The sequence below is a fragment of the Acidovorax sp. genome (assembly GCF_046291265.1).
In the GTDB taxonomy this organism is placed as follows: Bacteria; Pseudomonadota; Gammaproteobacteria; order Burkholderiales; family Burkholderiaceae_C; genus Acidovorax.
This window is the reverse complement of sequence record NZ_JBKBTV010000048.1, coordinates 1-22,828: the sequence shown is the minus strand read 5'-3', so window position 1 is coordinate 22,828 and position 22,828 is coordinate 1. Positions and strand designations below refer to the sequence as shown.

Here is a 22,828-nt window from a genome sequence, read left to right as displayed (position 1 = left end):
ATGTCTCATATGCTCATCGATTACTACAAAGCCATAGAAGACAGCAGCTCCAAAATGTTGGAGGCAGCCAAGCTGAAGGACTGGGATGGTGTGGTGCGCTACGAGGGTGCCTGCGCTGTGTTGATCGAGCAGTTGCGCTTCAAGTCGCAAGAGCATGAACTGCTGCCAGAGCACAAGCGCGAGAAGACCCGCATCATGCAGCGCATTTTGCGCAACGACGCACAGATTCGTTGCTTGGCTGAGCCTTGGTTGGCGCAGTTTGAGCATCTGTTTGAAGGCCAGCCGCAGATGATGCACTGACGCAGTTGCCCGCCAACGACATAAAAGGAAAGCCCCGCAGTGCGGGGCTTTCCTTTTATTGCTATTGTTTGGTGAGCTGCTAGCGCTCGTGTTTATTGCCGTTGAAGGCGATTTCTATTTGAAATCTTTATTTGACAAGCGCTGGCAGCTATAAATTTTGTAGTACCTGCCCAGATTACACCTGCATGTTCATGATGTCGGTGTAAGCCTGCACCATGCGGTTGCGCACGTGCAGTGTGGCCTGGAACCCGATCTGGGCTTTTTGCATGGCCACCATGGTTTCTTCCAGGCTGACCGAGGGGTTCTCCAGTTGAACCTCTTTTTGCAGATCGGAGGAGCGGTTTTGGGCTGCGCTCACTGATTGCAAAGCGCCCTTGAGCGCCCCCGAGAACCCCACTTCGTTTCCGTCGTTTTGTGGCGCTGCAACACGGCGCGCCAGGCCAGCGCCCTGGAGGGGGGCGGTTGAGCTTGAGATGCGAAGGTCCATGGCGGTATCCGTAGGGAATGGCGGTATGCTGCGTATCCTAGCCACCGCGCTGGAACCCATCGCTCTGAATTGACAGCCAAACGCGCGGCTTATCCAGCGAACATTTTGGAGGCGTGACCGAATAATCGACTCCACGCTTTGGTCTGTTGCCGGGCCTGCCCTCATGGAAAGCACGATGTCTGCAGTTGCTGAAATCCCTCTCGTCACCCCCGCTGCCAGTCCCAACTGGTTGCAGCGGCTGTCTACCCTTGACCGGGCACAGCGCATGCGTCTGGGCGTCGGTGTGGCATTGCTTGTGGCGGCAGCCATTGCGGCCATTGTTTTGGGGCGCCAGCCCGATTACCGGGTGCTGTTTGCCAATCTGAGCGACAAGGACGGTGGCGCCATCGTGGCCCAGTTGTCGCAAATGAACGTGCCTTACAAGCATGCCGACGGCGGCGGCGCCATCCTGATTCCCTCTGACCGCGTGCACGATGTGCGCCTGCGCTTGGCGACCCAGGGCCTGCCCAAGGGTTCGGTGGCGGGGTTCGAGTTGATGGAGTCCAGCAAGTTTGGCATGACGCAATTCCAGGAGCGGCTGAACTTTCAACGCGGGCTGGAGGGCGAACTGACCCGTTCCATTCAGGCCCTGTCGTCCGTGCAGGGCGCGCGGGTGCATTTGGCGCTGCCCAATCAAAATGGATTTTTCCGCGAGCAGCAAAAGCCTTCGGCATCGGTGCTGGTCAGCCTGCACCCGGGCCGCATTCTGGACCGGGCCCAGTTGGCGGGCATCGTGCATCTGGTGGCGTCCAGCGTGCCAGAACTCGCGCCTTCGGCGGTAAGTGTGCTGGACGATACGGGCAAACTGCTGTCGCAGTCTCCTGACAACTCTGCCGGCGCCGAGGCCAACGCGCAACAGTTGTTGTATGTGCAGCAGATTGAGCAGCAGTACACCCGCCGCATCATGGAAATTCTGGAACCAGTGGTGGGCCGTGACAACGTCAAGGCGCAGGTGTCGGCCGAGGTGGACTTTACGCAGACGGAGTCGACCTCTGAGCAGTTCCGCCCCAATCAGACGCCGGATTCCAGTGCGATTCGAAGCCAGCAGGTGCTTGAAAGCAAGGGCAGCGCCAACAAAACCGCCATGGGCGTCCCGGGGGCGGTTGCCAATCAGCCGCCTGTGCCCGCAGCAGCTCCCATCAATGGCGCCAATCCTGCACCCAGCGCAGGCGGGTTGCAGGGTAACGAAGAGCAAACCAGCAAGCGCGAGTCCACCACCAATTTCGAGGTGGACAAGACCGTCAAGGTCACTCGGGGCAGCACCGGTGCTGTCAAACGTCTGAGCGCTGCCGTGGTGGTGAACTACCAGTCGGCCGAAGAGAAAGGCAAGATGGTGCCCAAGGCGCTGACGCCTGAACAGCTGGAGCAAATGACGGCGTTGGTGCGCGAAACCATTGGTTTCAACCGCGAGCGTGGCGACTCGGTGAACCTCATGAATACGCCTTTCCAGGCGACGGCCGCTGCAGCCAACGATGTTCCGCTGTGGAAGCAGCCTGAGGCCCTTGAACTGGCCAAGAGTTTTGCCTGGCCTGTGGGAGCGGTGCTGTTTGCCGCCCTTGTACTGCTGGGGCTGGTGCGCCCAGCCCTGAAGGGCCCCAAGCTGGTGAAGGCGGAAGCCGTTCCTGCGGCAGGTGGCCAGCTGAATGCGCTGGAAGCCGAAACGCTCGATCGGCCTGCGTTGCCTGCCCCGGGGAAAAAGGACGAAGCATTGCCTGCCACGCCGGAGCAATTGCGCCTGGAAGAAGCCCGTGTGCTGGCCAAGGAAAACCCTGTCGCAGTGGCCAACATTCTGAAGACCTGGCTGAACGGCGAGCCCGTTTGACCCACGAATTCAGGGACGATAACTATGGACGACCAAGGACTCAACGACGCTGCCATCATGCTGATGTCCCTCGGCGAAGAAGAGGCGGCCGAAGTATTCAAGCATTTCTCGCCCAAGGAAGTGCAAAAACTGGGCGAAACCATTGCGCGCATGCGCTCGGTGTCGCGCGAGAAGGTAGACCAGGTCATCAACAAGTTCTCTACCGCCGCTGCGGCACAGAGCTTGTTGGTATCTGATACCGGCAACTATGTGCGCGCCGTGCTGCGGCGTGCGCTGGGTGACGACAAGGCAGGGCTGCTGATTGACCGCATTTTGCAGGGCGGTGATGTCTCTGGCATTGAAAGCCTGAAGTGGATGGATCCACTGTCGGTGGCTGAACTGCTGCGCAACGAACACCCGCAAATTGTGGCTGCCATCTTGGTGCACCTGGACAGCGACCAAGCGTCCGGCATCTTGATGCACCTGACGGACCGGCAGCGCAGCGAGATTTTGCTGCGCGTGGCGACGCTAGAAGGTATCCAGCCGACAGCGTTGAAAGACCTGAACGAAGTGTTGTTCAAGGTGCTGGCAGGTGGCGACAAAATTCGCAAAAGCTCGCTCGGCGGCGTCAAGGCGGCGGCGGAGATCATCAATATGCTGGGCGGCAACATGGATGCGGTGGTGCTCGAATCCATCCGTGGCTACGACCCAGATTTGGCCCAGAAGATCATGGACAAGATGTTCGTGTTCGACGACGTGCTCAAGCTCGACGACAAAGCCATTCAGTCCGTGCTCAAAGAGGTGGCGTCCGAAACGCTCATCGTGGCACTCAAGGGCGCTGTTCCCGATTTGCGCGAGAAGTTTTTGTCGAACATGTCCACGCGTGCTGCCGAGGCGTTGCGCGAGGACCTCGAATCCCGCGGGCCGATGCGCTTGTCCGAGGTGGAAGCCCAGCAAAAGGAAATTCTCAAGACCGTGCGCCGCTTGTCCGACGAGGGTCAGATTGTGATTGGGTCAGGCGGTGATGATGCCTTCGTCTAACCAGCGCTCTTACTCGCGGTTTATCCCCAGCGAGGAAGTGGGTGACTTCACGCAATGGAAGTTTGGTGCGGTGGATGGGTCCGACCCCGTGGAGCCGGAACCCGAGCCAGAGCCGACGATTGAGATTCCGGTCGAGATTGACGAGGTGGCCCAGCAAGCACTGGTCCAGCAGGCGTGCGACGATGCCTATGCCGAAGGTTTTGCCCAGGGGCAGGCGCAAACTGCACTGGAATGGCAGCGCCGGATGGATGAGTACATCGCCCAGCAGGGCCATGAAGCGGCACTGCGCATGCAAGCGGTGTTTCAAAACCTCGACGCCACGTTGATCGATATGCAGCAACAGATGGCGCAACAGATGCTGGAGCTGGCCTGTGACATTGCCCGGCAGGTGGTGCGCCAGGAGCTATCGGTCAACCCCAATGCGCTGCAGCCTGTGGTGCGTGAGGCCGTCGGCATGTTGGTCAACGAAGGAAAGCCCGCAACTGTGCGGTTGAACCCCGCCGATATGGAGGCCATGGCGCAGCCTCTGCGCGAAGAAATCGACGCTCCGGGCATCCAGTGGATGGCTGACGCTGCAGTACCGCCAGGCGGTTGTCTGGTCGAATCTGCTGGTACCGTAGTGGATGGCAGCCTCGACAAACGTTGGCAGCGTGCCATTGCCACATTGGGTCTGAACTCACCCTGGGTAGAGGGGAGCGATGATGGGCATTGAGTCCACCTCGTCGTGGACGCGTTTCATGGACGACGCGCGGGAGCGTGCGTCAGAACGTACGCCACTTGAAACGCGCGGCACCCTGACGCGGCTGACGGGTTTGGTGCTGGAGGCGGTGGGTATCCGTGTGCCGGTGGGTTCGCAGTGTCTGGTGCAAATGCCTGGGCATGCGCCTGTGCTTTCCGAAGTGGTCGGATTCTCTGCTGATCGCGCTTTTCTAATGCCTGCGGGTGACATCCATGGGCTTTCCAGCGGTGCCAGTGTGGTGCCCGCAATGCCCTATGTGCCGAGCCCCCGACTGGGCGAGACTTCGCGGCCGGTGCAACGCGCTGGCGTATTGCGCTTGCCGATGGGCGACGGGTTGTTGGGCCGTGTGGTAGACGCGCAAGGCCTGCCGCTGGACCATGGCGGGCCGGTGCAGGACGTGGTGTCCGAACCCATGGACCGCCGCCAGATCAACGCCATGGACCGAGACCCCGTCCGAGAGACGTTGGACACGGGTGTGCGCGCAATCAATGCACTGCTTACCGTGGGGCGTGGCCAGCGTCTGGGGCTGTTTGCCGGTTCTGGCGTAGGCAAGAGCGTGCTGCTGGGCATGATGGCGCGTTACACCCGCGCCGATGTGATCGTGGTGGGGCTCATTGGCGAGCGGGGCCGAGAAGTCAAAGAGTTTGTAGAAGACATTCTGGGCGCCGACGGCCGCGCGCGCTCTGTGGTGGTGGCTGCGCCTGCGGATGCTCCACCGCTGCTGCGCATGCAGGGCGCGGCTTATGCAACGGCGGTTGCGGAGCATTTTCGGGACAAGGGCAAGCATGTGCTGCTGCTCATGGATTCATTGACACGTTATGCCATGGCGCAGCGCGAAATCGCGCTGGCCATTGGCGAGCCTCCGGCCACCAAAGGGTATCCACCATCGTGTTTTGCCAAACTGCCTCAATTGGTAGAGCGCAGTGGTAATGGGTTGCATGGAGTGGGCTCCATCACGGCTTTTTATACGGTGCTGTCAGAAGGCGATGACCAGCAGGATCCGATTGCCGATGCAGCGCGTGCCATTCTGGATGGCCATATTGTTTTGTCGCGTGCCCTGGCAGAAACAGGTCATTTTCCCGCGATTGACATTGAGCAGTCCGCATCGCGGGTCATGCACAATGTGGTATCGCGTGGGCATTTCGACCTGGCCCGCCGTTTCAGAGCGGTGTATTCGCGCTACCAGAAGAGCCGCGATCTTGTGCAAGTGGGCGCGTACATGAGCGGTTCCGACCCCGCCTTGGACGAGTCGATTCGTTTGCAACCGCAGATGGCCCACTTTCTGCAGCAGGACATGTTTGAGGCCGCCTCGATGGATCAGAGTGTGGCAGCCATGGCCTCGGTGCTGGACCATTGACCACGGTAGCGTGCCATGTCCAACCTTACGTCTCTCATGGTTGCCGTTGAAGTGGCTACCCGCAAGCGTGATGACGCTCGCAAAGTTTTGCAGGACACCCAGGCGGCGCAGCAGGCCGCCTCCGACCAGTTGGGCCAACTGGAGGGTTATGCCCGCGAGACAGAGGCACGCTGGGGAATGAAGGCTGATACGGCGATGCAGCCGGAGGTCATGTATCACCATTACAAGTTCATGGATCGGTTGGGTCACGCAGCCCTTCTGCAAAAAGGTGTTGTGGGTGACCAAGCCCAGAGAGTGGACGCGGCCAGGCGGGCGCTGCTTGAAACCGAGTTGCGTTTAGCCAGTCTGCGAAAAGTGGCGGAAAAGCGGCGCCATGACCTGGAGCAGCTGCAGATGCGCAAAGATCAGAAACAAACCGATGAACGGGCTGCATTGCAGTACCGCAACGCGATTCATGGCACCCCAGGCCAGGAGTATTGACAATGGAACAAGCCAGAATTTCCTCTCCTCAAGGCACTCAGGCGCCGCAGACAGCGCGTACTCGCCAAGGCAACGATGGTGCTGGAGCTGCTGCATCCCCCGCCGGATTTCTTGCGTTGCTCTCAGCGCTGGATCAGGTGGAGGTGCAAGGGACAGGGTTGACCGATTTGGCGGGTGAGACGGTCGGCAGTGGCGCTAATCTTTTGGACGGGGGGCAGGGTGCGACCTCTGGAGTCGCAGATGCTTCTGCTGTCGCGGCGTGGCAAGGGCTGCTGGCGCCGGATGCCGTGAGCGTGTCACAGGCACCGGTACAAGGCGGAGCCTCTTTGGGCGCCGACAGTACAACTACAGGCTGGTCGGGTGCGTTGCTGGGTGGCGATGGCCTGCGGCAAGGGTTGGTCGCAGAGACCGCGTTGCTTGACGGTGCGGCAGATGTGACCGAAGCGGGGCTCCAAGGGCCTGTCGCTGGATATGGCCGAATCCTCTCGCGCATGCAAAACGCCCTGGCACAGCGCGCTGACAACACCGCAAGCGCTGCGTTGCAAGACACCACGGTGGGGCGCGCGGCACTTGGCAACCCTTCACATCAGCCCGCAATGGCACAGCAGGCCGTGGTCAATGCCTTTCAAAGCATGGGCGAAAACGCCGCAGCGGGTACTGGTCAGCCGTCCAGCGCGCAGTTGGAGCGTGCTGGCGGGGTAGCTCTTGCAGCATTTGCGTCAGAGTCTCTGTCCTCTGCCGCAGGAGGGCTGATGGGTATTTCGGGCACGGCTCGGGGTGGTGAGTCGCCAGGCGGGCGGTCGGGGGACGGGCAGCCTAACGGGGGCGCTTGGTCTGATAGTGCGTTGGGGGCAGGGGCGATTGAAACCGGCGGCGTTGGTGAATCGTCGGTGTTTGCAGACGCCTCCCTGGCGAGTGCCGAAGAACTGGTGACAGACCAAGTGGCGTATTGGGTCAATCAAAAGACCCAGACGGCAGAGTTGACTTTGGACCGGGCGGGACAACCGGTAGAAGTCTCAGTGTCACTATCTGGTAACGAAGCCCATGTCACGTTTCGCAGCGATCAATCTGAAACCCGCGAGTTGCTTGATCGCAGCATGGCGCAATTAAGCGACCTTCTACGCAGCGAAGGATTGGTACTCTCCGGTATGTCCGTTGGCACCTCTGCACGAGACGGAGCGGGCGCCGGTGACTCTGGGCAGCAGCGCCATCGCGAAGGGGCTCGCCAAGCGCAAGTCGTTACTTCTGCGCCAACCGGCACTGCTGCAGTGCAACGCACGGGCGGGGTGACCGAGCGTACGGTTGATATCTTTGTGTGAACGCGGTCATCCAGGTCGATGTCTGCTCCTCCATGGCGTTGTCTCGGGTGACTTGTTGAGCGAAAGCACAGGGAATGCCATGGTTTTGGGCTTTTATTCTGGCTATTATTGGTCGCTGCCCCGTCCCATAATGGTTCATCCTGAGCTGCTTGCAATTTCATAGCGCACGCAGGGCCCGCTTTCTACCGCAAGGACTTCGCACCGTGTCAGCCAATACCCCCGCAGCGGCACCCGCCAAAAGCAAAAAGATGCTTGTGATAGTTCTTGGCATCGTGGTTTTGCTCTTGGTCGTCGGGGGCGGAGGTGCTGCGTGGTTCCTTACCCGGTCTCACGGCGATGAGGAAGAGGGCGCTAGCTCGGCGCGCAAAGAGGCGCCTAAGGTTCCCCCTACGTTCCTGGCCATGGAAAACATGGTAGTCAATCTGGCGGATCCTGGCGGCGACCGGTTTGCACAAATCGGCATCACGCTTGAACTGGCCGATGCCAAGACGGCGGAGCAGGTCAAGCTGTATTTGCCGACCATTCGCAGTGGCGTTTTGCTGTTGGTGTCTCAGCGCACATCGAGCGAACTTCTGCAGCGTGAAGGGAAAGAAAAACTCGCTGCTGACATCCTCAGAGAGGTCTCGCGCCCTTTGGGCTTCTCGGTTCCCTCTGAGCGTGAACGCGCCCGTGCTGCTGCCGCAACGGAAGCGGATGACGCAGACGAAGAAGAGCGTCCTGCGCGCAAACGCACTGAGCGCAACCCGGTGCATCGCGTGCTTTTCTCCAGTTTCATCATCCAGTGACCCGGGCAAGGACCAGTCATGAGTGATTCGTTTCTTTCGCAGGAAGAGGTTGATGCCCTTTTGGAGGGGGTCACGGGCGAGAGCCAGAAATCGGTCGAGGATGTGGCCGAGGCCGGGTCCGTACGCAACTACGACATCTCTAGCCAGGAACGCATTGTTCGTGGCCGCATGCCGACGATGGAAATCGTCAATGAACGGTTTGCGCGCAACTTCCGTATCGGTCTTTTCAACTTCATCAGGCGCAGCCCTGAAATCTCGGTGGGGACGGTGTCCGTTCAGCGCTACAGCGCTTTTTTGCGTGAGTTGGCGGTCCCCACCAACTTCAATATTGTGGCCATTCGCCCATTGCGCGGCAGTGGTTTGATCGTGTGCGAGCCGTCCCTGGTGTTCGGCATCATCGATACCTTGTACGGCGGCGTGGGCAAGTTCCAGACGCGCATTGAAGGCCGAGATTTTTCCCCTACCGAGCAGCGCGTCATCAACCGGTTGGTGGACGTGATTTGCGCTGAGTACAAGAAGGCTTGGCAGGGCATCTATCCGCTGGAGCTGGAGTATCAGCGTTCGGAGATGCAGCCGCAGTTTGCGAATATTGCGACCCCGAGCGAAATTGTGGTTTCGACGGCTTTCCAGTTGGAAATTGGCGACCTCTCAGGTGCAATTCATATTTGCATGCCCTACGCCACGCTAGAGCCGATTCGAGACGTGCTGTATTCGTCCACACAGGGTGATTCCATTGAAGTGGATCGTCGGTGGGTGCGGGTGTTGACCCGTGAGATCCAATCGGCCGAAGTCACCTTGGTGGCAGAACTTGCTCGTGCCGACGCAACGGTTGAGCAGTTGCTGGCCATGAAGCCGGGGGACTTTATTGAGCTGGACCGTGAGCCCCGCATCCGCGCGTCGATCGGAGGCGTCCCCATTTTTGAGTGCCAGTACGGAACCCACAATTCAAAGTACGCCATTCGCATTGAAGAGTGCCTGCGCAATGCAGACATGAGCTGGCTTGGAGAGAAAGATGTCAACTGAAGAAGACAACAAGGATGGTGCCGCGGAAGACCCGTTTGCGGGTTGGGCCGAGGCGCTGGAAGAGCAAAAAACCACCGATGCAAAACCCGGGGACGGTGAACAGGGTGGGCCCTTGTCCGGGGATCCCGTTCGGCCTTTTTCCGGAGGTGGCGACGGAACGGTCAATGACATCAACATGGTGCTGGACATCCCGGTACAGCTGTCCGTGGAGCTGGGGCGCACCAAAGTGCCGATCAAGTACATCCTTCAGCTGGCACAGGGTTCGGTGGTGGAATTGGACGCGTTGGCCGGCGAGCCGATGGATGTGCTGGTGAATGGGTATCTCATTGCGCAGGGCGAAGTGGTGGTGGTGAACGACAAGTTCGGCATCCGATTGACCGACGTGGTGACACCCTCTGAGCGCTTGCGGCGGGTCAGCCGTGGATAGTGGCAGCATGACCCAGACCTTGGTGGTAGTGGTGCTCTTTGTGGGTGCCATGGCACTGCTGCCTTGGCTGGTACGGCGCGTTCAGCAGCGTCAAGCTTCCGGTGGTGTGACATCGGGTGGTGCGGCTCGGGTGGTGTCAGCCGTGGCCGTGGGTCCTCAGCAGCGGGTGGTTACGGTGGAGGTAGGGCCGGAGCATGCGCGCACCTGGTTGGTACTCGGTGTTACGGCGCAGAGCGTAAGCTGTTTGCATACGCAGCCCTTGGCCCCTGTTCCGTTGCCGTCCGCAGCAAGTCCATCATTTGCGCAAGAGATAGCGGTTGCGGTCAGCGATACAGGGAAAGCTCCGAATGTCTGACATGGTCCGGGATCGACCTCGGGGCGCTTCCCTCGTGCGGAGCTCGAATGCAAGCGGATTGCTTTTGCTGTTGGCGCTTGTAACGCCTCTTTCTGCGTTTGCTCAAGCATCCGGGTCATTGCCTTTGGTCGTGGGTAGTGGTCCCGCGGGGACGAGTTATTCGGTGCCGATCCAGACGTTGCTGTTTTTTACGGCACTGTCGTTTTTACCCGCAGTGGTGCTGATGATGACCGGCTTTACGCGCATTGTGATTGTGCTTTCGCTGCTACGGCAGGCGCTCGGTACGCAGTCTGCACCACCGAATCAGGTCATCATCGGTTTATCACTTTTTCTAACTTTTTTTGTTATGGGGCCCACGCTGGATCGCGTGTACCAGGATGCGTACCTGCCCTACACCACCAACGCAATTACGTTTGAGCAAGCGCTGGACAAGGCCGAGGCGCCCATGCGCAGTTTCATGCTCAAGCAGACCCGGCAGTCTGACTTCGCGCTTTTTTCGCGTCTTGCTCGGCTGGACCCGCAGGTGACCGCAGAAACAGCCCCCTTGCGTGTCATCGTCCCTGCGTTCGTCACCAGTGAACTGAAGTCGGCATTCCAAATCGGCTTCATGATTTTTATCCCGTTTTTGGTGATCGATATGGTGGTGTCGAGCATTCTGATGTCGCTAGGCATGATGATGTTGTCTCCTGTGCTGGTGGCGTTACCCTTCAAGTTGATGCTGTTTGTATTGGCGGATGGCTGGAATTTGCTGATAGGGTCACTGGCCGCGAGCTTCGTGACCTAGAAGGAGTTCGCTATGACGGCGCAAATGGTTCTTACGATCGGGCGCGATGCCTTGACGTTGCTTTTGATGATTGCAATGCCTGTATTGGGCGTGGTGATGGCGGTAGGGTTGATCGTCAGCATTTTTCAGGCGGTCACCCAAATTCATGAAGCTACCCTGGCATTTGTACCGAAGCTGATTGCGGCCATGGTAGTTTTTGCGATAGCTGGGCCTTGGATGCTCAGTACGCTTGTGGATTTCATCCGCCGAACCATTGAGTCGATCCCATCGATGATTGGCTAGTACGCTGTACTGGGATGGCATTCCTTACAGTCGTGGCCGTATAGAACGTCGTTGGCTACCTCAGCAAACCCACCGTGATTACTTTTTCAGAAGCGCAACTGGTTGGGTGGCTGTCGCCCATTCTTTGGCCGTTTCTTCGCGTACTTGCGGTGTTCTCCGTTGCTCCTGTGTTCTCCATGCGAGCAATACCTATGCGGGTGAAGGTCGGACTTGCCTTCTTGGTGGCCTTGTGCGCCCAAGGCGTTTTGGTGGATCAGCCTGTGATCAGCGTGAATGGGCGCGAGGCCCTGGGCGCCGTCGCCCAGCAGGTCATTGTCGGCCTGGCGATCGGGTTTTCAGTGCGTTTGGTGTTTGCGGCTGTTGAACTCGCCGGAGAGTTGATTGGCCTGCAGATGGGGCTTAATTTTGCGTCGTTCTTCGACCCATCATCCAATGCCCAGGTCAGTGCGGTGGCGCGCTTTTTCGGGCATATGGCCATGCTGCTCTTTGTGGTGATCAATGGTCATCTCATGATTCTGATGGCGGTGGTCAAGAGTTTTGACCGGTTTCCGGTGGACGGTAATTTCTTGCAAGCCCTAGGTCAGATGCGAATATACGAGCTGGGAACATCGCTGTTTTCCAGCGCGCTCTGGATCGCTTTACCGATGATTGCGTTGCTGCTTTTCGTGAACCTGACCATGGGGATCATTTCCCGGGTTGCGCCGCAGATGAATATTTATGCGGTAGGGTTTCCCGTCACCCTTACGGTGGGGATGCTGGGCATCGCGGCAACTTTGCCGATGTTGGAGCAACCGGTATTGGCGTTAATGCAGCAAGCGGTTGATTTGTTTGCGGCTCAACGGTAGGTTCAAACCAGTTGATTGCGTATGGCGTACACCGTCAACTCGGCGTTGTTGGACAACTTCAGTTTTTCGAGCACTCTGGACCGGTAAACACTGACGGTCTTGGGGCTGAGCATGAGTTCCTCGGCAATGTCCGATAACCGGCGGCCGGAGGCGATTTTGACCAGCGTCTGCAGCTCACGTTCCGACAAGGCGGTGTGAGGGGCTTCTGGGGTGGGTTGAGCCAAACTGTCTGCCAACATCTGGGCCACTTCAGGTGTCAGGTACTTCCGCCCTTGCATGACTGTGCGGACTGCAGCAATGAGTTCTAACGGGTCTCCCGCCTTGTTGGCATAGCCTTGTGCGCCCGCCTTCAGGCAGCGCAGGGCGTACTGATCCTCCGGGTACATGGAGACGATCAGGACTTTGATGGCGGAGTGCGTTTCGCGCAGACTCGTGAGGACCTCAATACCGCTGCGGCCCGGCATGTTCAGGTCCAGCAGCAAGATGTCGCAAGTCGCCGTCCGCAAAACCTCCCGCAGCTCAGCGTACCCGCCCGCCTCGCCGGTCACCTGGATGTCAGAGGCCTCCGTCAACGTGTCACGAATCCCCCGTCTCAGAACGGCGTGGTCGTCGCACAGGACCACATGTATCACTGGGCATCTCCAGGTGTTTTTGATGGTGGGGCTGATGTTAACGGTATGGACAGGATCACCGAAGTCCCTTGCCCTGGTCGGCTGCTAATGTCCAGCCAGCCCCCCACTGTCCGCGCCCGTTCTTGCAGTCCCTTCAGTCCAAATGCCTTTGGTTTTTCCCGAGTGTGACGGTCCATTCCTCGGCCGTTATCGGCGACCTCCAGAGTCAGTACCCCCTCTTCGTCAGAAAGCTCGATGTCCACTTTGCTGGAATGGGCGTGTTTCGAAATGTTTGTCAGTGCCTCTTGTGCGGTGCGGTAAGCGACCAACTGAATCTCTGCCGCTGTATGAATAGTCTCGCTGCTGGTTTGAACGCGCGTTGCCACGCCCGTACGACGTTCAAAACCTGTGGCCAGCCATTGGACTGCGGCGACGAGGCCTTCCTCAAGAACAGGCGGGCGCAAATTCATCATGATGCGCTGGCTGGCGCCGATGGCGTGTTGCAACATATCTGCGGCTGATAGGGCATGTTCTTGCATTGCCGGATCTGCGCTGTGACGGCCGATCCATGCCACATCAAATCTCACCGCTGTGAGGGCGCCGCCAATGTCGTCGTGGATTTCCCTTGCGATGGACGCTCGTTCCTGCTCAATAGACGTTTGAAGGTGTTCGGTAAGGTCTGCCAACTGGCGCTGTGATACGGCCAATTCAGTCACGGCTTGTTCGCGTGCCCGTCGAGCCTCATGGACCTCTAGCGCGCGGGTGATCACGTGCGGGAGCCGCGACATATCGTCTTTGAGGAGATAGTCGGCGACGCCCTGGCGCATCGCATCCACCGCGGCTGCCTCGCCGATGGCGCCGGACAACAACACAAAGGGCGGATGATGCGGCTTTTGCGCCACATGTTCCCAAGCATCCAGTGCAGTAAAACCGGGCAACCGGTAATCTGCAAGGATGACGTCGAACGGCTGGGAGTCGGTCAAACGGTGGAAGTCGGGGAGCGAATCCACCCTGAAGACCTGGCAAGACAGTCCCGCGCGTCTGAGCGTCCGTATCGCCAATTCGTGATCAGCGATTGAATCTTCGAGATGAAGGATGTTCAGGGGCTGGTCTGGTGCTACGGTGACCATAGGAGCGCTATCATAGGATACAAATTGGAACAAACAAGGGTGTTTGTCCGGTTGGGTTGGTTTTGGCGGCAGCGTCCAATGGATGCGGCTGCTACGGTGTGCACAAAGGCCGGGAGGCCGTTGATGCAGGTATCGTAGTCCTGTGTTTTTGCGTGCTTTGCTGCTGCGTGCTGCGATGGAGAAACGATGCAATCTACGCTAACAACGTCTGGAGGACCTGCTGTCCAGGTTCCCGTCATGGTGGCGGCAGAACTGCAGGATTCATTGCTGGTGGTGATGCATGACCTCCATCGTTTGGAAGGGCTGCTGAACCATGCCACGGATAACCTGCTTGAGCGTTTTGGCGAGGCCAACGCTGTGCTGACCGACGCGGTCGTTGCCGACACCCCGGAATTGGTGGCTGCAAGGGCTGCATTGCGTAGTGCGGTGACCGAGTTGCAGTTCCAGGACATGGCGTCCCAGCTCATCTGGCACACCACAAAAGTTCTCCAGGGCTGTGCCTTCAGGTTGGCGTCGGAAGCCATGGGCAATGATGAAGGTGAAGAAGCCGCGCCTTTTGCGGAAATGGCGCCCGACAGGCCAAATCCTGTGACGCAGAGCGAGATGGATGCAGGTTCTGTGGACCTGTTTTGACGTGCACATCACTGGTTAACCTATACATTCAAGTCAGTTGGAGCCTTACATGCAATCGATTCTTGCCGTAGATGATTCACCGTCCATGCGAAAAATGGTGTCGTTCACTCTCACGGGTGCTGGCTACCACGTTGTGGAGGCGGTGGATGGGCAAGATGCCCTGGAAAAAGCCGAAAGCCATGACATCGATCTTGTGCTGGCTGACCAGAACATGCCCCGGCTCGATGGCATAGGACTCACCCGCAAACTCCGCGAACACCCCAAGTTCAAGACCATTCCGATTCTGATTCTCACCACAGAGTCCAGTGATCAGATGAAACAGGCAGGGCGCACCGCTGGAGCGACAGGCTGGCTGGTCAAACCGTTTGATCCCAATCGCTTGATTGAAGTCATCCAAAAAGTGATTCGCTGAGCCGAACGGACTCGGATCACCTAGTACACAGGAGCCCACCATGGCGGAAACCTACCAAGAAGGATCGGGTGCAGGCGCGGACTTCGACCTGAGCCAGTTCTATCAGATCTTTTTCGAAGAAGCAGGCGAAAACCTCGACCAGATGGAGCAAATGCTCCTCGATCTGGACTTGACCAACGCGGACGACGAAGAACTCAACGGCATCTTCCGCTGCGCGCACTCGATCAAGGGCGGCTCTGCGACATTCGGGTTTTCCGATGTGGCGGAGTTGACCCATCAAATGGAGTCTTTGCTGGATCGTCTGCGGCGCCATGAGTTGCAGCCAATCCCCCAGATGGTGGACGTGCTGCTGGAGTCGGCTGACGCTTCTCGCAGCCTGCTTGCGCGCCATCAGGCAGGAGGCCAGGGAGATGCGGTTTCAACCACTTCCTTGGTTCGCCGTATCAGTGAGCTAGCGGCCGGGCAGGTGCCGAGCGACGCTCCTGCAGCGCCAGCTCCGCCGCCGTCCGCGCCAGCTCCAGTCGCTGCGACACCAGCGCCAAAGGTGATCAAACCCGTTGTGGCAGGACAAGCTCGCCAGCTCGAAATCCAGATCGGCCCGTTGGAGCGTTTGGAGCAGGCCGATGCCATCAAGGAGTTGTTCCGCGACATCCCCGGCTTAGGGGCTATTCGGGACATTGCCAGCACCCAACCCAACACCCGTCTCTTTGCGGTGGAAACGACGTCCACCAATGACGACTTGCTGGATCTGTTCGCATTCCACGTGGCCAAGGATCAGGTGCTCATCCGTGACCCAGGATCTGCTGACGGAGACGAGGAAGTTCAGGTCGGCGATGAGGCCTTGCTGGCAGTTGACGTCTTGGGTGGGGAGGCGCCTTATGGGTTCTTTAGCGGAGCTCCTGGTGCCCCGCATGCTGATGCATCGCAGGGAGCGGTTGTTGCCTCTGCACAATCGCCAAAGGCTGCTGCGCCCAAAGCAGCGGCTGAGCCCAAGGCCATTCAAGCGCAGATGGAGTCCACCACCATCCGCGTGGATGTCAAGAAAGTTGACCAGCTCATTAATCTGGTGGGCGAATTGGTGATCACGCAGGCCATGCTGGCCCAAAACAGCCGCGGCCTCGATTCAGGTGCTTATCAGCAATTGTTGGCGGGGCTTGCAGATCTGGACCGGAATACTCGCGATCTTCAAGAGTCGGTCATGTCGATTCGCATGATTCCGATGTCGATCGTATTTAGCCGTTTTCCACGGATGCTGCGCGACCTTGCCAACAAGTTGGGCAAGAAGGTTGAGCTTGTGACCCTGGGTGAGGCGACTGAATTGGACAAGGGCTTGGTGGAAAAGATCACCGACCCGCTGACACACTTGGTGCGCAACAGCTGCGACCACGGTGTAGAAATGCCTGCAGATCGCCTTGCCAAAGGCAAATCTGAGCACGGAACGATCACCCTGTCTGCGGCACACCAAGGCGGCTCCATCGTTATCGAGGTGCGCGACGATGGCCGCGGTTTGTCTCGCGAGAAGATCTTGAGCAAAGCGCAAGAACGTGGGATCGAGGTATCAGAGCAGATGAGCGACGCAGAGGTTTGGCAGCTGATATTTGCACCGGGGTTCTCTACAGCGGATGAAGTCACTGACGTGTCGGGACGCGGCGTGGGCATGGATGTGGTTAAGCGGAATATCGCTGCGCTCAATGGATCGGTGGAGATCGACTCTGCCGAAGGCTATGGCATGAAAGTCTCTGTGCGCCTGCCATTGACGCTGGCCATCATGGACGGCATGTCGGTGGGCGTTGGTGAGGAGGTTTACATCCTTCCGCTGTCTTCTGTTGTGGAGTCCTTTCAGGTCAATTCGGATGATGTGAGCACCGTCGCTCAGGGGTCACAGCTGGTGAAGGTTCGGGACGAATACATGCCGGTCATCGCACTGGAAAAAATATTCCAGGTGCCTCGGTTTGATCTCAACAAATCCAGCAACATCATGGTGGTCGTAGAGGCAGACGGGAGCCGCGTTGCGTTGCTGGTAGATGAGCTTCTTGGTCAGCACCAAGTGGTCGTCAAAAACCTCGAATCCAACTATCGCAAGGTCCCCAATGTGTCGGGCGCCACCATCTTGGGTGATGGCACCGTGGCGCTGATCCTCGATACCGGCGGTTTGGTGCGCAGGGCGCGCCATTAGATTCAAGCGCACCGCCCTAAAGGGGCGGTGTTGTCACGAAAGGAGAATGCACCATGAGTGTGATGGGAAAAACTGCAGATGCCGCGCCTTCGGGGGCTCGTGAATACCTCACGTTCCGTCTCGACCAGGAAGAGTACGGCATTGATATCTTGAAGGTTCAGGAAATACGCGGCTACGAGCCTCCCACGCGGATTGCCAATGCGCCCGATTTCATCAAGGGTGTGGTCAACCTGCGCGGCACGATCGTTCCAATTGTGGATATGCGCATCAAGTTCAATTGCGCGCAGGCAGACTACAACAGCTTCACGGTGGTCATCATTCTCAATCTGAGAAACCGAGTGGTTGGGATTGTTGTGGACTCGGTGAGCGATGTGATGGAACTTACTTCCGAAAGCATTCGCTCTGCGCCAGATATCGAGAGTGCCATCGACAACAGCTGCATTTTGGGCTTGGGCTCGGTGGGTGAGCGGATGCTGATCCTTTTGGACATCGAGAAGCTCATGTCCAGCGTGGACATGGGATTGGTCACCGCAAACGAGTAAGGCGTAGCCGCAAAAAACCAGTAGTGGTGGCCCAGGCACATGTCAGGCTGCAAGCGTGAAGCTTGTTGGCCTCTTGGAGCGAACAGGATTTCCCTTCGGACGATCAATATGGCCCAACCCACCAGCCTTTCCCCTTCTGCCCGGTCTACCGCCCCCAGGGTGGACCCGGCCTATGCCGCGGCAGCTGCCCCATCGGGGCCACTGGCCCAAGGGCGGGAATTTGTCTGGACCAACGCTGATTTTGCCCGCGTGCAGGCGCTGATTTACCAGCGCGCGGGTATCAGCTTGCACGATGGCAAACATGCAATGGTGTACAGCCGCTTGTCACGGCGCCTGCGCGATACGGGGCACACCAGCTTCCATGACTACCTTGGCTGGCTGGAAACCCATGACGGGCCCGAATGGCAGGAGTTTGTGAATGCACTCACCACCAATTTGACGGCGTTCTTCCGCGAGCAGCACCACTTTGAGATTTTTGCGTCGCACCTGCGCGCCAAGCCATCTGCCAACTGGCGGGTGTGGTGCAATGCGGCGTCCACAGGCGAGGAGCCGTATTCCATCGTCATGACTGCGTTCGAGGCGCTGGGTGCCAATGCATCGTTCAAATTGACGGCGAGTGACATTGACTCTCGGGTGCTGGCCACGGCTGCGCAAGGCGTATACCGAATCGACAGCTTGAAAGGCCTCAGTCCAGAGCGGCTTCAGAAGTTCTTTCTGCGGGGCAAGCTTGGGAATGCAGGCATGGTGCGCGCTAAGCCAGAACTTCGACGCGTGATTGACTTCATGAGCGTCAATCTGATCCGCGATGACTGGCCGTTCAAAGAGCCCTTCGACGTGGTTTTCTGCCGCAACGTGATGATCTACTTTGACGCGCCTACTCAGCGGCGTGTGCTGGAGCGAATCCACCGGGTTCTCAAGCCAGGCGGTATGTTGTTTGTCGGACATGCTGAAAATTTCAGCGAATCCCGCGATTTGTTCACATTGCGTGGCAAGACGGTGTACGAGCGCCGTTGATCTGTCCATGTTGTCTAGCCCTACGCACCCATGACCAACACTCAATCAGGCGCTTCGCCCACTATGGCCACTGCCGCGTCAGGTGGATCTGAGCGACGCCGGGCCCCCCGTATCGCGCCGCTGAGTGCTGACATCTATTCAGCGGGCTCTACTCCTGCCCGAGAGTCGTCTTTGCAGGATTTGAAAGCCCATGGCCGCAAGCCGGGGGAGGCCTCGTTCTTTTATCTGGACCATCACTTCCAGCACAACGCTGTGAAGGTTCTTCCAGGCGAGTATTTCGTCGCGGACGAGAACATGGTCATCATGACTGTCTTGGGGTCGTGCATTGCGGCTTGCATGTGGGACAGCAGGGCTCGCATCGGGGGCATGAACCATTTCATGTTGCCTGACGGGGATCTGGCAGATGCTTCGGGTCGCTATGGCTCCTATGCCATGGAGCTGCTGATCAATGAAATGCTGAAACTTGGCGCTCGGCGCGAAACCCTGCAGGCCAAAATTTTCGGAGGCGCCCAAGTCATGCATAACTTCACGACGATGAACGTCGGGGAGCGCAACACCAATTTCGTTTTGAACTATCTCCACACCGAGCGGATTCCCATCGTTTCCGAGGACGTGCTGGATATTTATCCGCGCAAGGTGGTTTTTTTCCCCGTCACCGGCAAAGCCATGGTCAAGCGGCTCGCACATGCACATCCCGAGACCCTGGTCGCCCAGGAAGTCCGCGGAAATGCAGCGACCGTTGCCAAGACAACTTCCGGTGGCTCCGTGGATCTGTTTTGAGGAAGGTCTGAGTTAATGAGCAGGAAAATCCGGGTGATCGTGGTGGACGATTCGGCGCTGGTCCGCAGTCTGCTGTCTGAGATCATCAACCGGCAGCGGGACATGGAGTGCATTGGCACGGCCAATGATCCTTTGGTGGCGCGTGAAATGATCCGGGAGCTGAATCCCGATGTCATTACGCTGGATGTCGAGATGCCTCGCATGGACGGCATTGATTTTTTAGGTCGCCTGATGCGGCTGCGCCCCATGCCCGTGGTGATGATCTCCACGCTGACGGAGCGTGGGGGCGAGATCACGATGAAAGCCCTGGAACTGGGTGCAGTTGATTTTGTTGCCAAGCCTCGGGTCGGATTGGCGAGTGGCCTGAATGACTTGGCCACCCAGATCGTGGACAAGATTCGCGTAGCTGCGGTGGCTCAAGTCCGACGAGCGCCAGCGCGCGATGCTTCCTCGACTGCGGGTTCTGCGAGTGGGATGTCTGCTGCGCCAGTCTCGGCCCTGCTCGGTCGCCTTTCTACCGAAAAACTGATCTGTATTGGCGCTTCCACAGGAGGAACTGAAGCCATCAAAGAGGTTTTGGTACATATGCCGGCAGATTCCCCCGGAATCGTCATTACCCAGCACATGCCTCCAGGTTTTACGACCAGCTTTGCTGCGCGCCTGAACGGTCTGTGCCAGATCACGGTGAAAGAGGCTGTGAACGGCGAGCGTATCTTGCCAGGCCACGCGTACATCGCGCCCGGTGGTACCCAGTTCCATGTGGCGCGCAGTGGCGCTAACTATGTAGCGGTGGTGGACGACGGTCCCCCGGTGAATCGGCACAAACCTTCTGTCGAAGTCCTCTTCAAATCCGCAGCCGCAGTGGTGGGGCGAAATGCTTTCGGCATCATGCTGACCGGCATGGGAAATGACGGTGCAGCAGCGATGCGTGAGATGAAAGACGCTGGTAGCTATAACTACGTGCAGGACGAAGCGACGTGCATCGTGTTCGGCATGCCCCGCGAAGCCATTGCCCATGGGGCTGCGGATGAGGTTTTACCTCTGGGTCAGATAGCGCCAGCGCTCATCACCCGCTTGCGCGGCGCGACGGATCGGTTGCATCACCGCATCTGAGGCAAACGGGACAGGCGGGATGCAGATACCCGCCAATGAGGCTTGTATGTGCCTGATTGGCGGACAGATCTATACGGCGGTTAGCGGGTCCCTGTCAGGCGGAAAGATGAGTCCATCGTTCCAGAGCCGACATCAACTCTTCGTCGATTGCACTTGCCCGGGTGGTCATGGTGGCTGCGCGTGCAGGGTCACTGCTGTACAGCGAACCGTCTGCCAGCGCATGCTGCAGTTCTTTTTGCTCAGCCTCCAACGCCGATATTTGCGCCGGTAGCTGGTCCAACTCCCGCTGCTCCTTGTAACTCAGCTTCTTTTTTGATAGCTGCTCAGGCTTGTTGGATAAGCGCTGGACTGTGTTTTTATCTAAATCTTCCGCGGTGCTTTTCGATGCTGCGGCGTTGGATGCGTTGAGTGCGCGGGTACGTTTGGACTGAAGCAACCAATCTTGCACGCCGCCTTCGTATTCACGCCAGAGTCCGTTGCCTTCGAACGCAATGGTGCTGGTCACGACGTTGTCCAGAAATGTCCGGTCATGACTGACCAGGAATACGGTGCCCTCGTAGTTCTCCAGTAGTTCCTCCAACAGGTCCAGGGTGTCAATATCCAAGTCGTTCGTGGGCTCGTCGAGCACAAGGACGTTGGCTGGGCGGGCAAACAGACGCGCCAGCAAAAGGCGGTTGCGCTCGCCCCCTGACAACGAGCGCACGGGTGAATGCGCGCGGGCGGGCGAGAAAAGGAAGTCGCTCAGGTAGCTCTTTACGTGTTTACGTTGGTTGCCAATTTCGATCCACTCACTGCCGGGACTGATGAAGTCTTCAAGGGTTGCGTCCAGGTTGACTGCATGTCGCATCTGGTCAAAGTAAGCGACTTGCAAATTGGCGCCTTGGCGGATCGTGCCGCTGTCAGGTTGCAACTCCCCAAGGATCATTTTCAGCAGTGTCGTCTTGCCAGCGCCATTGGGGCCGATCAACCCGACTTTGTCGCCGCGCAGGATGGTGCCGGTGAAGTTGTGGACGATGGTCTTGTCGCCGAATGATTTTCCGACGCCCTCCATCTCAGCCACGATCTTGCCCTGATAGCCGTTGGAACCACCGGTGGCGACATCCATGCGGACGCTGCCGACTACATCGCGGCGGGCCTCTCTGCGTGCCCGCAGGTGTTCCAGCCGGCTGATGCGGCTTTGGCTGCGTGTTCGTCTTGCCTCTACCCCCCGACGTATCCAGACTTCTTCTTGTGCGAGGAGCTTGTCAGCTTTGGCAGAGATGACAGCCTCTTGTGCCAGCTGTTCTTCTTTCTGTAGAAGATACTGCGCGAAATTTCCAGGATAGGACCGCAAGTGGCCGCGATCCAATTCCACGATGCGTGTGGCGACACGGTCAAGAAAAGACCGGTCGTGTGTGATGGTGACGACGCTTCCTGGAAAGTCGAGCAAGAGGTCTTCCAGCCATTCGATGGAGTCGAGGTCCAGGTGATTGGTTGGCTCATCCAGCAGCAGCACGTCGGGGCGAGCGACGAGCGCTTGTGCCAACGCCACGCGCTTTTTTGTGCCGCCAGACAATGTGCCAACGACTGCCTCTGGGTCGAGATGCAGTCGCTGAAGAGTTTCCTCGACACGCTGTTCCCAGTTCCATGCGTCGTAGGCTTCAATCTCTGATTGCAGGGCGTCCAGGTCCAGTCCGTCTTCCCCGGACAAATACTGATCCCTGATCGCGATCACCCGCTGCAGGCCTTCGGAGGCCGCCTTGAAGATGGTTGCAGTGGGGTCCAGCGATGGCTCCTGGGCAACAAAAGCAATGCGCACCCCTTGTTGTACTTGCAGTGAACCATCGTCGGGCTTGGCGAAACCTCCCAGAATCTTGAGAAGGGAGGACTTGCCTGCGCCGTTTCGGCCGATCAGGCCAACGCGTTCTGCGGTCTCCAAGGAAAAGCCGGCGTGGTCCAGCAATGCAACGTGCCCAAATGCGAGTTGGGCGTCTAGTAGGGTGATAAGTGCCATAGGGGCTGGATTATCGGTGGCGAGCCTTCTTTTTTCATGGCGCGTTCCTGCAAGAGGCCAAAGCATGCGACTGCATTGGTGCAAATTCCCCGGGTTTTCCCTTTTTGTCTTCCAAACTGGTGCTATAGTCGAGGGCTTCGCTACTGACGCGGTTCTGCAGAGATTGCAGGGTTGGGTTGGAAGTTCTGCTGGTGGTTTGGGTCTGTGGCCTGGGGCGCTGGTGGAGAGTGAAGAAAGTTGGTTTTGAGTTGTAGGTGGTGTAAAAACCGGTATATAATTCGAGGCTTCGCTGAGTAGAGATGGTTGCCGCAAGCGGTTGACTGCATCTAAAAGAAAAAACGAAAAGTTTGACAGTTCTTA

At 58.3% G+C, this 22,828-nt stretch carries 26 protein-coding genes; 21 read left to right on the top strand and 5 right to left on the bottom strand.

Annotated features, from left to right (window positions below; translation table 11 throughout):
• Entirely contained in the window at window positions 1–300 is a 300-nt protein-coding gene (locus tag ACK41V_RS16910) for a flagellar protein FliT (protein ID WP_409783939.1), read from the top strand.
• Between the two features lie 175 nt (window positions 301–475).
• On the opposite strand, the gene fliE is transcribed toward ACK41V_RS16910, so the two are convergent.
• Window positions 476–787, bottom strand: coding sequence for a flagellar hook-basal body complex protein FliE (gene fliE / locus ACK41V_RS16905; RefSeq protein WP_409783937.1), 312 nt, complete (start codon window positions 785–787; stop codon window positions 476–478).
• A gap of 175 nt (window positions 788–962) precedes the next feature.
• Between fliE and fliF the strand changes: the two genes are divergently transcribed.
• The 13 genes from fliF (at window position 963) to fliR (ending at window position 12,064) form a co-directional block, all read left to right on the top strand.
• Window positions 963–2,648 (top strand): flagellar basal-body MS-ring/collar protein FliF, encoded by a 1,686-nt coding sequence (gene fliF / locus ACK41V_RS16900; protein WP_409783935.1) that lies wholly within the window; start codon window positions 963–965, stop codon window positions 2,646–2,648.
• 24 nt (window positions 2,649–2,672) lie between these two features.
• A complete protein-coding gene (gene fliG, locus ACK41V_RS16895) occupies window positions 2,673–3,668 on the top strand; it encodes a flagellar motor switch protein FliG (RefSeq protein WP_409783933.1) in 996 nt (331 codons plus the stop codon).
• The gene (locus ACK41V_RS16890; RefSeq protein WP_409783931.1) at window positions 3,655–4,380 is read left to right on the top strand and encodes a FliH/SctL family protein; all 726 of its coding nucleotides are present in this window, start codon (window positions 3,655–3,657) and stop codon (window positions 4,378–4,380) included. Before fliG ends, ACK41V_RS16890 begins: the two co-directional genes overlap by 14 nt.
• Window positions 4,370–5,764: a flagellar protein export ATPase FliI gene (gene fliI, locus ACK41V_RS16885; protein ID WP_409783929.1), complete on the top strand. Its 1,395-nt coding sequence runs from the start codon at window positions 4,370–4,372 to the stop codon at window positions 5,762–5,764. Before ACK41V_RS16890 ends, fliI begins: the two co-directional genes overlap by 11 nt.
• Window positions 5,765–5,779: 15 nt before the next feature.
• The gene (locus ACK41V_RS16880) at window positions 5,780–6,244 is read left to right on the top strand and encodes a flagellar export protein FliJ (protein WP_409783927.1); all 465 of its coding nucleotides are present in this window, start codon (window positions 5,780–5,782) and stop codon (window positions 6,242–6,244) included.
• Between the two features lie 287 nt (window positions 6,245–6,531).
• Complete coding sequence (locus tag ACK41V_RS16875) at window positions 6,532–7,563, top strand: flagellar hook-length control protein FliK (protein WP_409783925.1); 1,032 nt, start codon at window positions 6,532–6,534, stop codon at window positions 7,561–7,563.
• A 203-nt stretch (window positions 7,564–7,766) separates the two neighbouring features.
• Window positions 7,767–8,348 (top strand): flagellar basal body-associated protein FliL, encoded by a 582-nt coding sequence (fliL, locus tag ACK41V_RS16870; protein ID WP_409783923.1) that lies wholly within the window; start codon window positions 7,767–7,769, stop codon window positions 8,346–8,348.
• A gap of 18 nt (window positions 8,349–8,366) precedes the next feature.
• Window positions 8,367–9,371, top strand: a complete 1,005-nt coding sequence (gene fliM / locus ACK41V_RS16865; protein WP_409783921.1) for a flagellar motor switch protein FliM — start codon at window positions 8,367–8,369, stop codon at window positions 9,369–9,371.
• Entirely contained in the window at window positions 9,361–9,798 is a 438-nt protein-coding gene (gene fliN / locus ACK41V_RS16860) for a flagellar motor switch protein FliN (RefSeq protein WP_409783919.1), read from the top strand. The genes fliM and fliN overlap by 11 nt, the downstream gene beginning before the upstream one ends.
• Before the next feature lie 7 nt (window positions 9,799–9,805).
• Entirely contained in the window at window positions 9,806–10,153 is a 348-nt protein-coding gene (locus ACK41V_RS16855) for a FliO/MopB family protein (RefSeq protein WP_409783917.1), read from the top strand.
• Window positions 10,146–10,937, top strand: coding sequence for a flagellar type III secretion system pore protein FliP (gene fliP / locus ACK41V_RS16850; protein ID WP_409783915.1), 792 nt, complete (start codon window positions 10,146–10,148; stop codon window positions 10,935–10,937). Before ACK41V_RS16855 ends, fliP begins: the two co-directional genes overlap by 8 nt.
• 12 nt (window positions 10,938–10,949) lie before the next feature.
• On the top strand, window positions 10,950–11,219 hold the full coding sequence (gene fliQ / locus ACK41V_RS16845; protein WP_409783913.1) for a flagellar biosynthesis protein FliQ: 270 nt from the start codon (window positions 10,950–10,952) through the stop codon (window positions 11,217–11,219).
• Window positions 11,220–11,293: 74 nt separating this feature from the next.
• Window positions 11,294–12,064, top strand: a complete 771-nt coding sequence (gene fliR, locus ACK41V_RS16840; protein ID WP_409783911.1) for a flagellar biosynthetic protein FliR — start codon at window positions 11,294–11,296, stop codon at window positions 12,062–12,064.
• Between the two features lie 2 nt (window positions 12,065–12,066).
• Here the strand turns inward: fliR and ACK41V_RS16835 are convergent, their stop codons facing one another.
• A complete protein-coding gene (locus ACK41V_RS16835; RefSeq protein WP_409783910.1) occupies window positions 12,067–12,696 on the bottom strand; it encodes a response regulator in 630 nt (209 codons plus the stop codon).
• Window positions 12,693–13,805, bottom strand: coding sequence for an ATP-binding protein (locus ACK41V_RS16830; RefSeq protein WP_409783908.1), 1,113 nt, complete (start codon window positions 13,803–13,805; stop codon window positions 12,693–12,695). Before ACK41V_RS16830 ends, ACK41V_RS16835 begins: the two co-directional genes overlap by 4 nt.
• Window positions 13,806–13,991: 186 nt before the next feature.
• On the opposite strand from ACK41V_RS16830, the gene ACK41V_RS16825 reads away from it, so the two are divergent.
• The 7 genes from ACK41V_RS16825 (at window position 13,992) to ACK41V_RS16795 (ending at window position 20,475) form a co-directional block, all read left to right on the top strand.
• On the top strand, window positions 13,992–14,438 hold the full coding sequence (locus ACK41V_RS16825; protein WP_409783906.1) for a hypothetical protein: 447 nt from the start codon (window positions 13,992–13,994) through the stop codon (window positions 14,436–14,438).
• A 49-nt stretch (window positions 14,439–14,487) separates the two neighbouring features.
• A complete protein-coding gene (locus tag ACK41V_RS16820) occupies window positions 14,488–14,850 on the top strand; it encodes a response regulator (protein WP_409783904.1) in 363 nt (120 codons plus the stop codon).
• A 40-nt stretch (window positions 14,851–14,890) separates the two neighbouring features.
• A complete protein-coding gene (locus tag ACK41V_RS16815) occupies window positions 14,891–17,026 on the top strand; it encodes a chemotaxis protein CheW (RefSeq protein WP_409783902.1) in 2,136 nt (711 codons plus the stop codon).
• Window positions 17,027–17,079: 53 nt separating this feature from the next.
• Entirely contained in the window at window positions 17,080–17,568 is a 489-nt protein-coding gene (locus tag ACK41V_RS16810) for a chemotaxis protein CheW (protein WP_409783900.1), read from the top strand.
• A gap of 108 nt (window positions 17,569–17,676) precedes the next feature.
• Complete coding sequence (locus ACK41V_RS16805) at window positions 17,677–18,582, top strand: CheR family methyltransferase (RefSeq protein WP_409783898.1); 906 nt, start codon at window positions 17,677–17,679, stop codon at window positions 18,580–18,582.
• Window positions 18,583–18,645: 63 nt separating this feature from the next.
• Window positions 18,646–19,362: a chemoreceptor glutamine deamidase CheD gene (cheD, locus tag ACK41V_RS16800; RefSeq protein WP_409783967.1), complete on the top strand. Its 717-nt coding sequence runs from the start codon at window positions 18,646–18,648 to the stop codon at window positions 19,360–19,362.
• 15 nt (window positions 19,363–19,377) lie between these two features.
• On the top strand, window positions 19,378–20,475 hold the full coding sequence (locus ACK41V_RS16795) for a chemotaxis response regulator protein-glutamate methylesterase (protein WP_409783896.1): 1,098 nt from the start codon (window positions 19,378–19,380) through the stop codon (window positions 20,473–20,475).
• A 94-nt stretch (window positions 20,476–20,569) separates the two neighbouring features.
• On the opposite strand, the gene ACK41V_RS16790 is transcribed toward ACK41V_RS16795, so the two are convergent.
• Together ACK41V_RS16790 and ACK41V_RS16785 are read right to left on the bottom strand one after the other, a co-directional pair.
• A complete protein-coding gene (locus ACK41V_RS16790; protein ID WP_409783894.1) occupies window positions 20,570–22,468 on the bottom strand; it encodes an ATP-binding cassette domain-containing protein in 1,899 nt (632 codons plus the stop codon).
• A 34-nt stretch (window positions 22,469–22,502) separates the two neighbouring features.
• A partial coding sequence (locus tag ACK41V_RS16785) for a hypothetical protein (RefSeq protein ID WP_409783892.1) occupies window positions 22,503–22,828 on the bottom strand: 326 nt, incomplete at its 5' end.

Bases quoted from the DNA above. Each gene is read 5' to 3' on its own strand.
- ACK41V_RS16910 (WP_409783939.1), top strand. From the start codon at position 1: ATGTCTCATATGCTCATCGATTACTACAAAGCCATAGAAGACAGCAGC.
- fliE (WP_409783937.1), bottom strand. From the start codon at position 787: ATGGACCTTCGCATCTCAAGCTCAACCGCCCCCCTCCAGGGCGCTGGC.
- fliF (WP_409783935.1), top strand. From the start codon at position 963: ATGTCTGCAGTTGCTGAAATCCCTCTCGTCACCCCCGCTGCCAGTCCC.
- fliG (WP_409783933.1), top strand. From the start codon at position 2,673: ATGGACGACCAAGGACTCAACGACGCTGCCATCATGCTGATGTCCCTC.
- ACK41V_RS16890 (WP_409783931.1), top strand. From the start codon at position 3,655: ATGCCTTCGTCTAACCAGCGCTCTTACTCGCGGTTTATCCCCAGCGAG.
- fliI (WP_409783929.1), top strand. From the start codon at position 4,370: ATGGGCATTGAGTCCACCTCGTCGTGGACGCGTTTCATGGACGACGCG.
- ACK41V_RS16880 (WP_409783927.1), top strand. From the start codon at position 5,780: ATGTCCAACCTTACGTCTCTCATGGTTGCCGTTGAAGTGGCTACCCGC.
- fliM (WP_409783921.1), top strand. From the start codon at position 8,367: ATGAGTGATTCGTTTCTTTCGCAGGAAGAGGTTGATGCCCTTTTGGAG.
- fliN (WP_409783919.1), top strand. From the start codon at position 9,361: ATGTCAACTGAAGAAGACAACAAGGATGGTGCCGCGGAAGACCCGTTT.
- ACK41V_RS16855 (WP_409783917.1), top strand. From the start codon at position 9,806: ATGACCCAGACCTTGGTGGTAGTGGTGCTCTTTGTGGGTGCCATGGCA.
- fliP (WP_409783915.1), top strand. From the start codon at position 10,146: ATGTCTGACATGGTCCGGGATCGACCTCGGGGCGCTTCCCTCGTGCGG.
- fliQ (WP_409783913.1), top strand. From the start codon at position 10,950: ATGACGGCGCAAATGGTTCTTACGATCGGGCGCGATGCCTTGACGTTG.
- ACK41V_RS16830 (WP_409783908.1), bottom strand. From the start codon at position 13,805: ATGGTCACCGTAGCACCAGACCAGCCCCTGAACATCCTTCATCTCGAA.
- ACK41V_RS16825 (WP_409783906.1), top strand. From the start codon at position 13,992: ATGCAATCTACGCTAACAACGTCTGGAGGACCTGCTGTCCAGGTTCCC.
- ACK41V_RS16820 (WP_409783904.1), top strand. From the start codon at position 14,488: ATGCAATCGATTCTTGCCGTAGATGATTCACCGTCCATGCGAAAAATG.
- ACK41V_RS16815 (WP_409783902.1), top strand. From the start codon at position 14,891: ATGGCGGAAACCTACCAAGAAGGATCGGGTGCAGGCGCGGACTTCGAC.
- ACK41V_RS16810 (WP_409783900.1), top strand. From the start codon at position 17,080: ATGAGTGTGATGGGAAAAACTGCAGATGCCGCGCCTTCGGGGGCTCGT.
- ACK41V_RS16805 (WP_409783898.1), top strand. From the start codon at position 17,677: ATGGCCCAACCCACCAGCCTTTCCCCTTCTGCCCGGTCTACCGCCCCC.
- cheD (WP_409783967.1), top strand. From the start codon at position 18,646: ATGGCCACTGCCGCGTCAGGTGGATCTGAGCGACGCCGGGCCCCCCGT.
- ACK41V_RS16795 (WP_409783896.1), top strand. From the start codon at position 19,378: ATGAGCAGGAAAATCCGGGTGATCGTGGTGGACGATTCGGCGCTGGTC.
- ACK41V_RS16790 (WP_409783894.1), bottom strand. From the start codon at position 22,468: ATGGCACTTATCACCCTACTAGACGCCCAACTCGCATTTGGGCACGTT.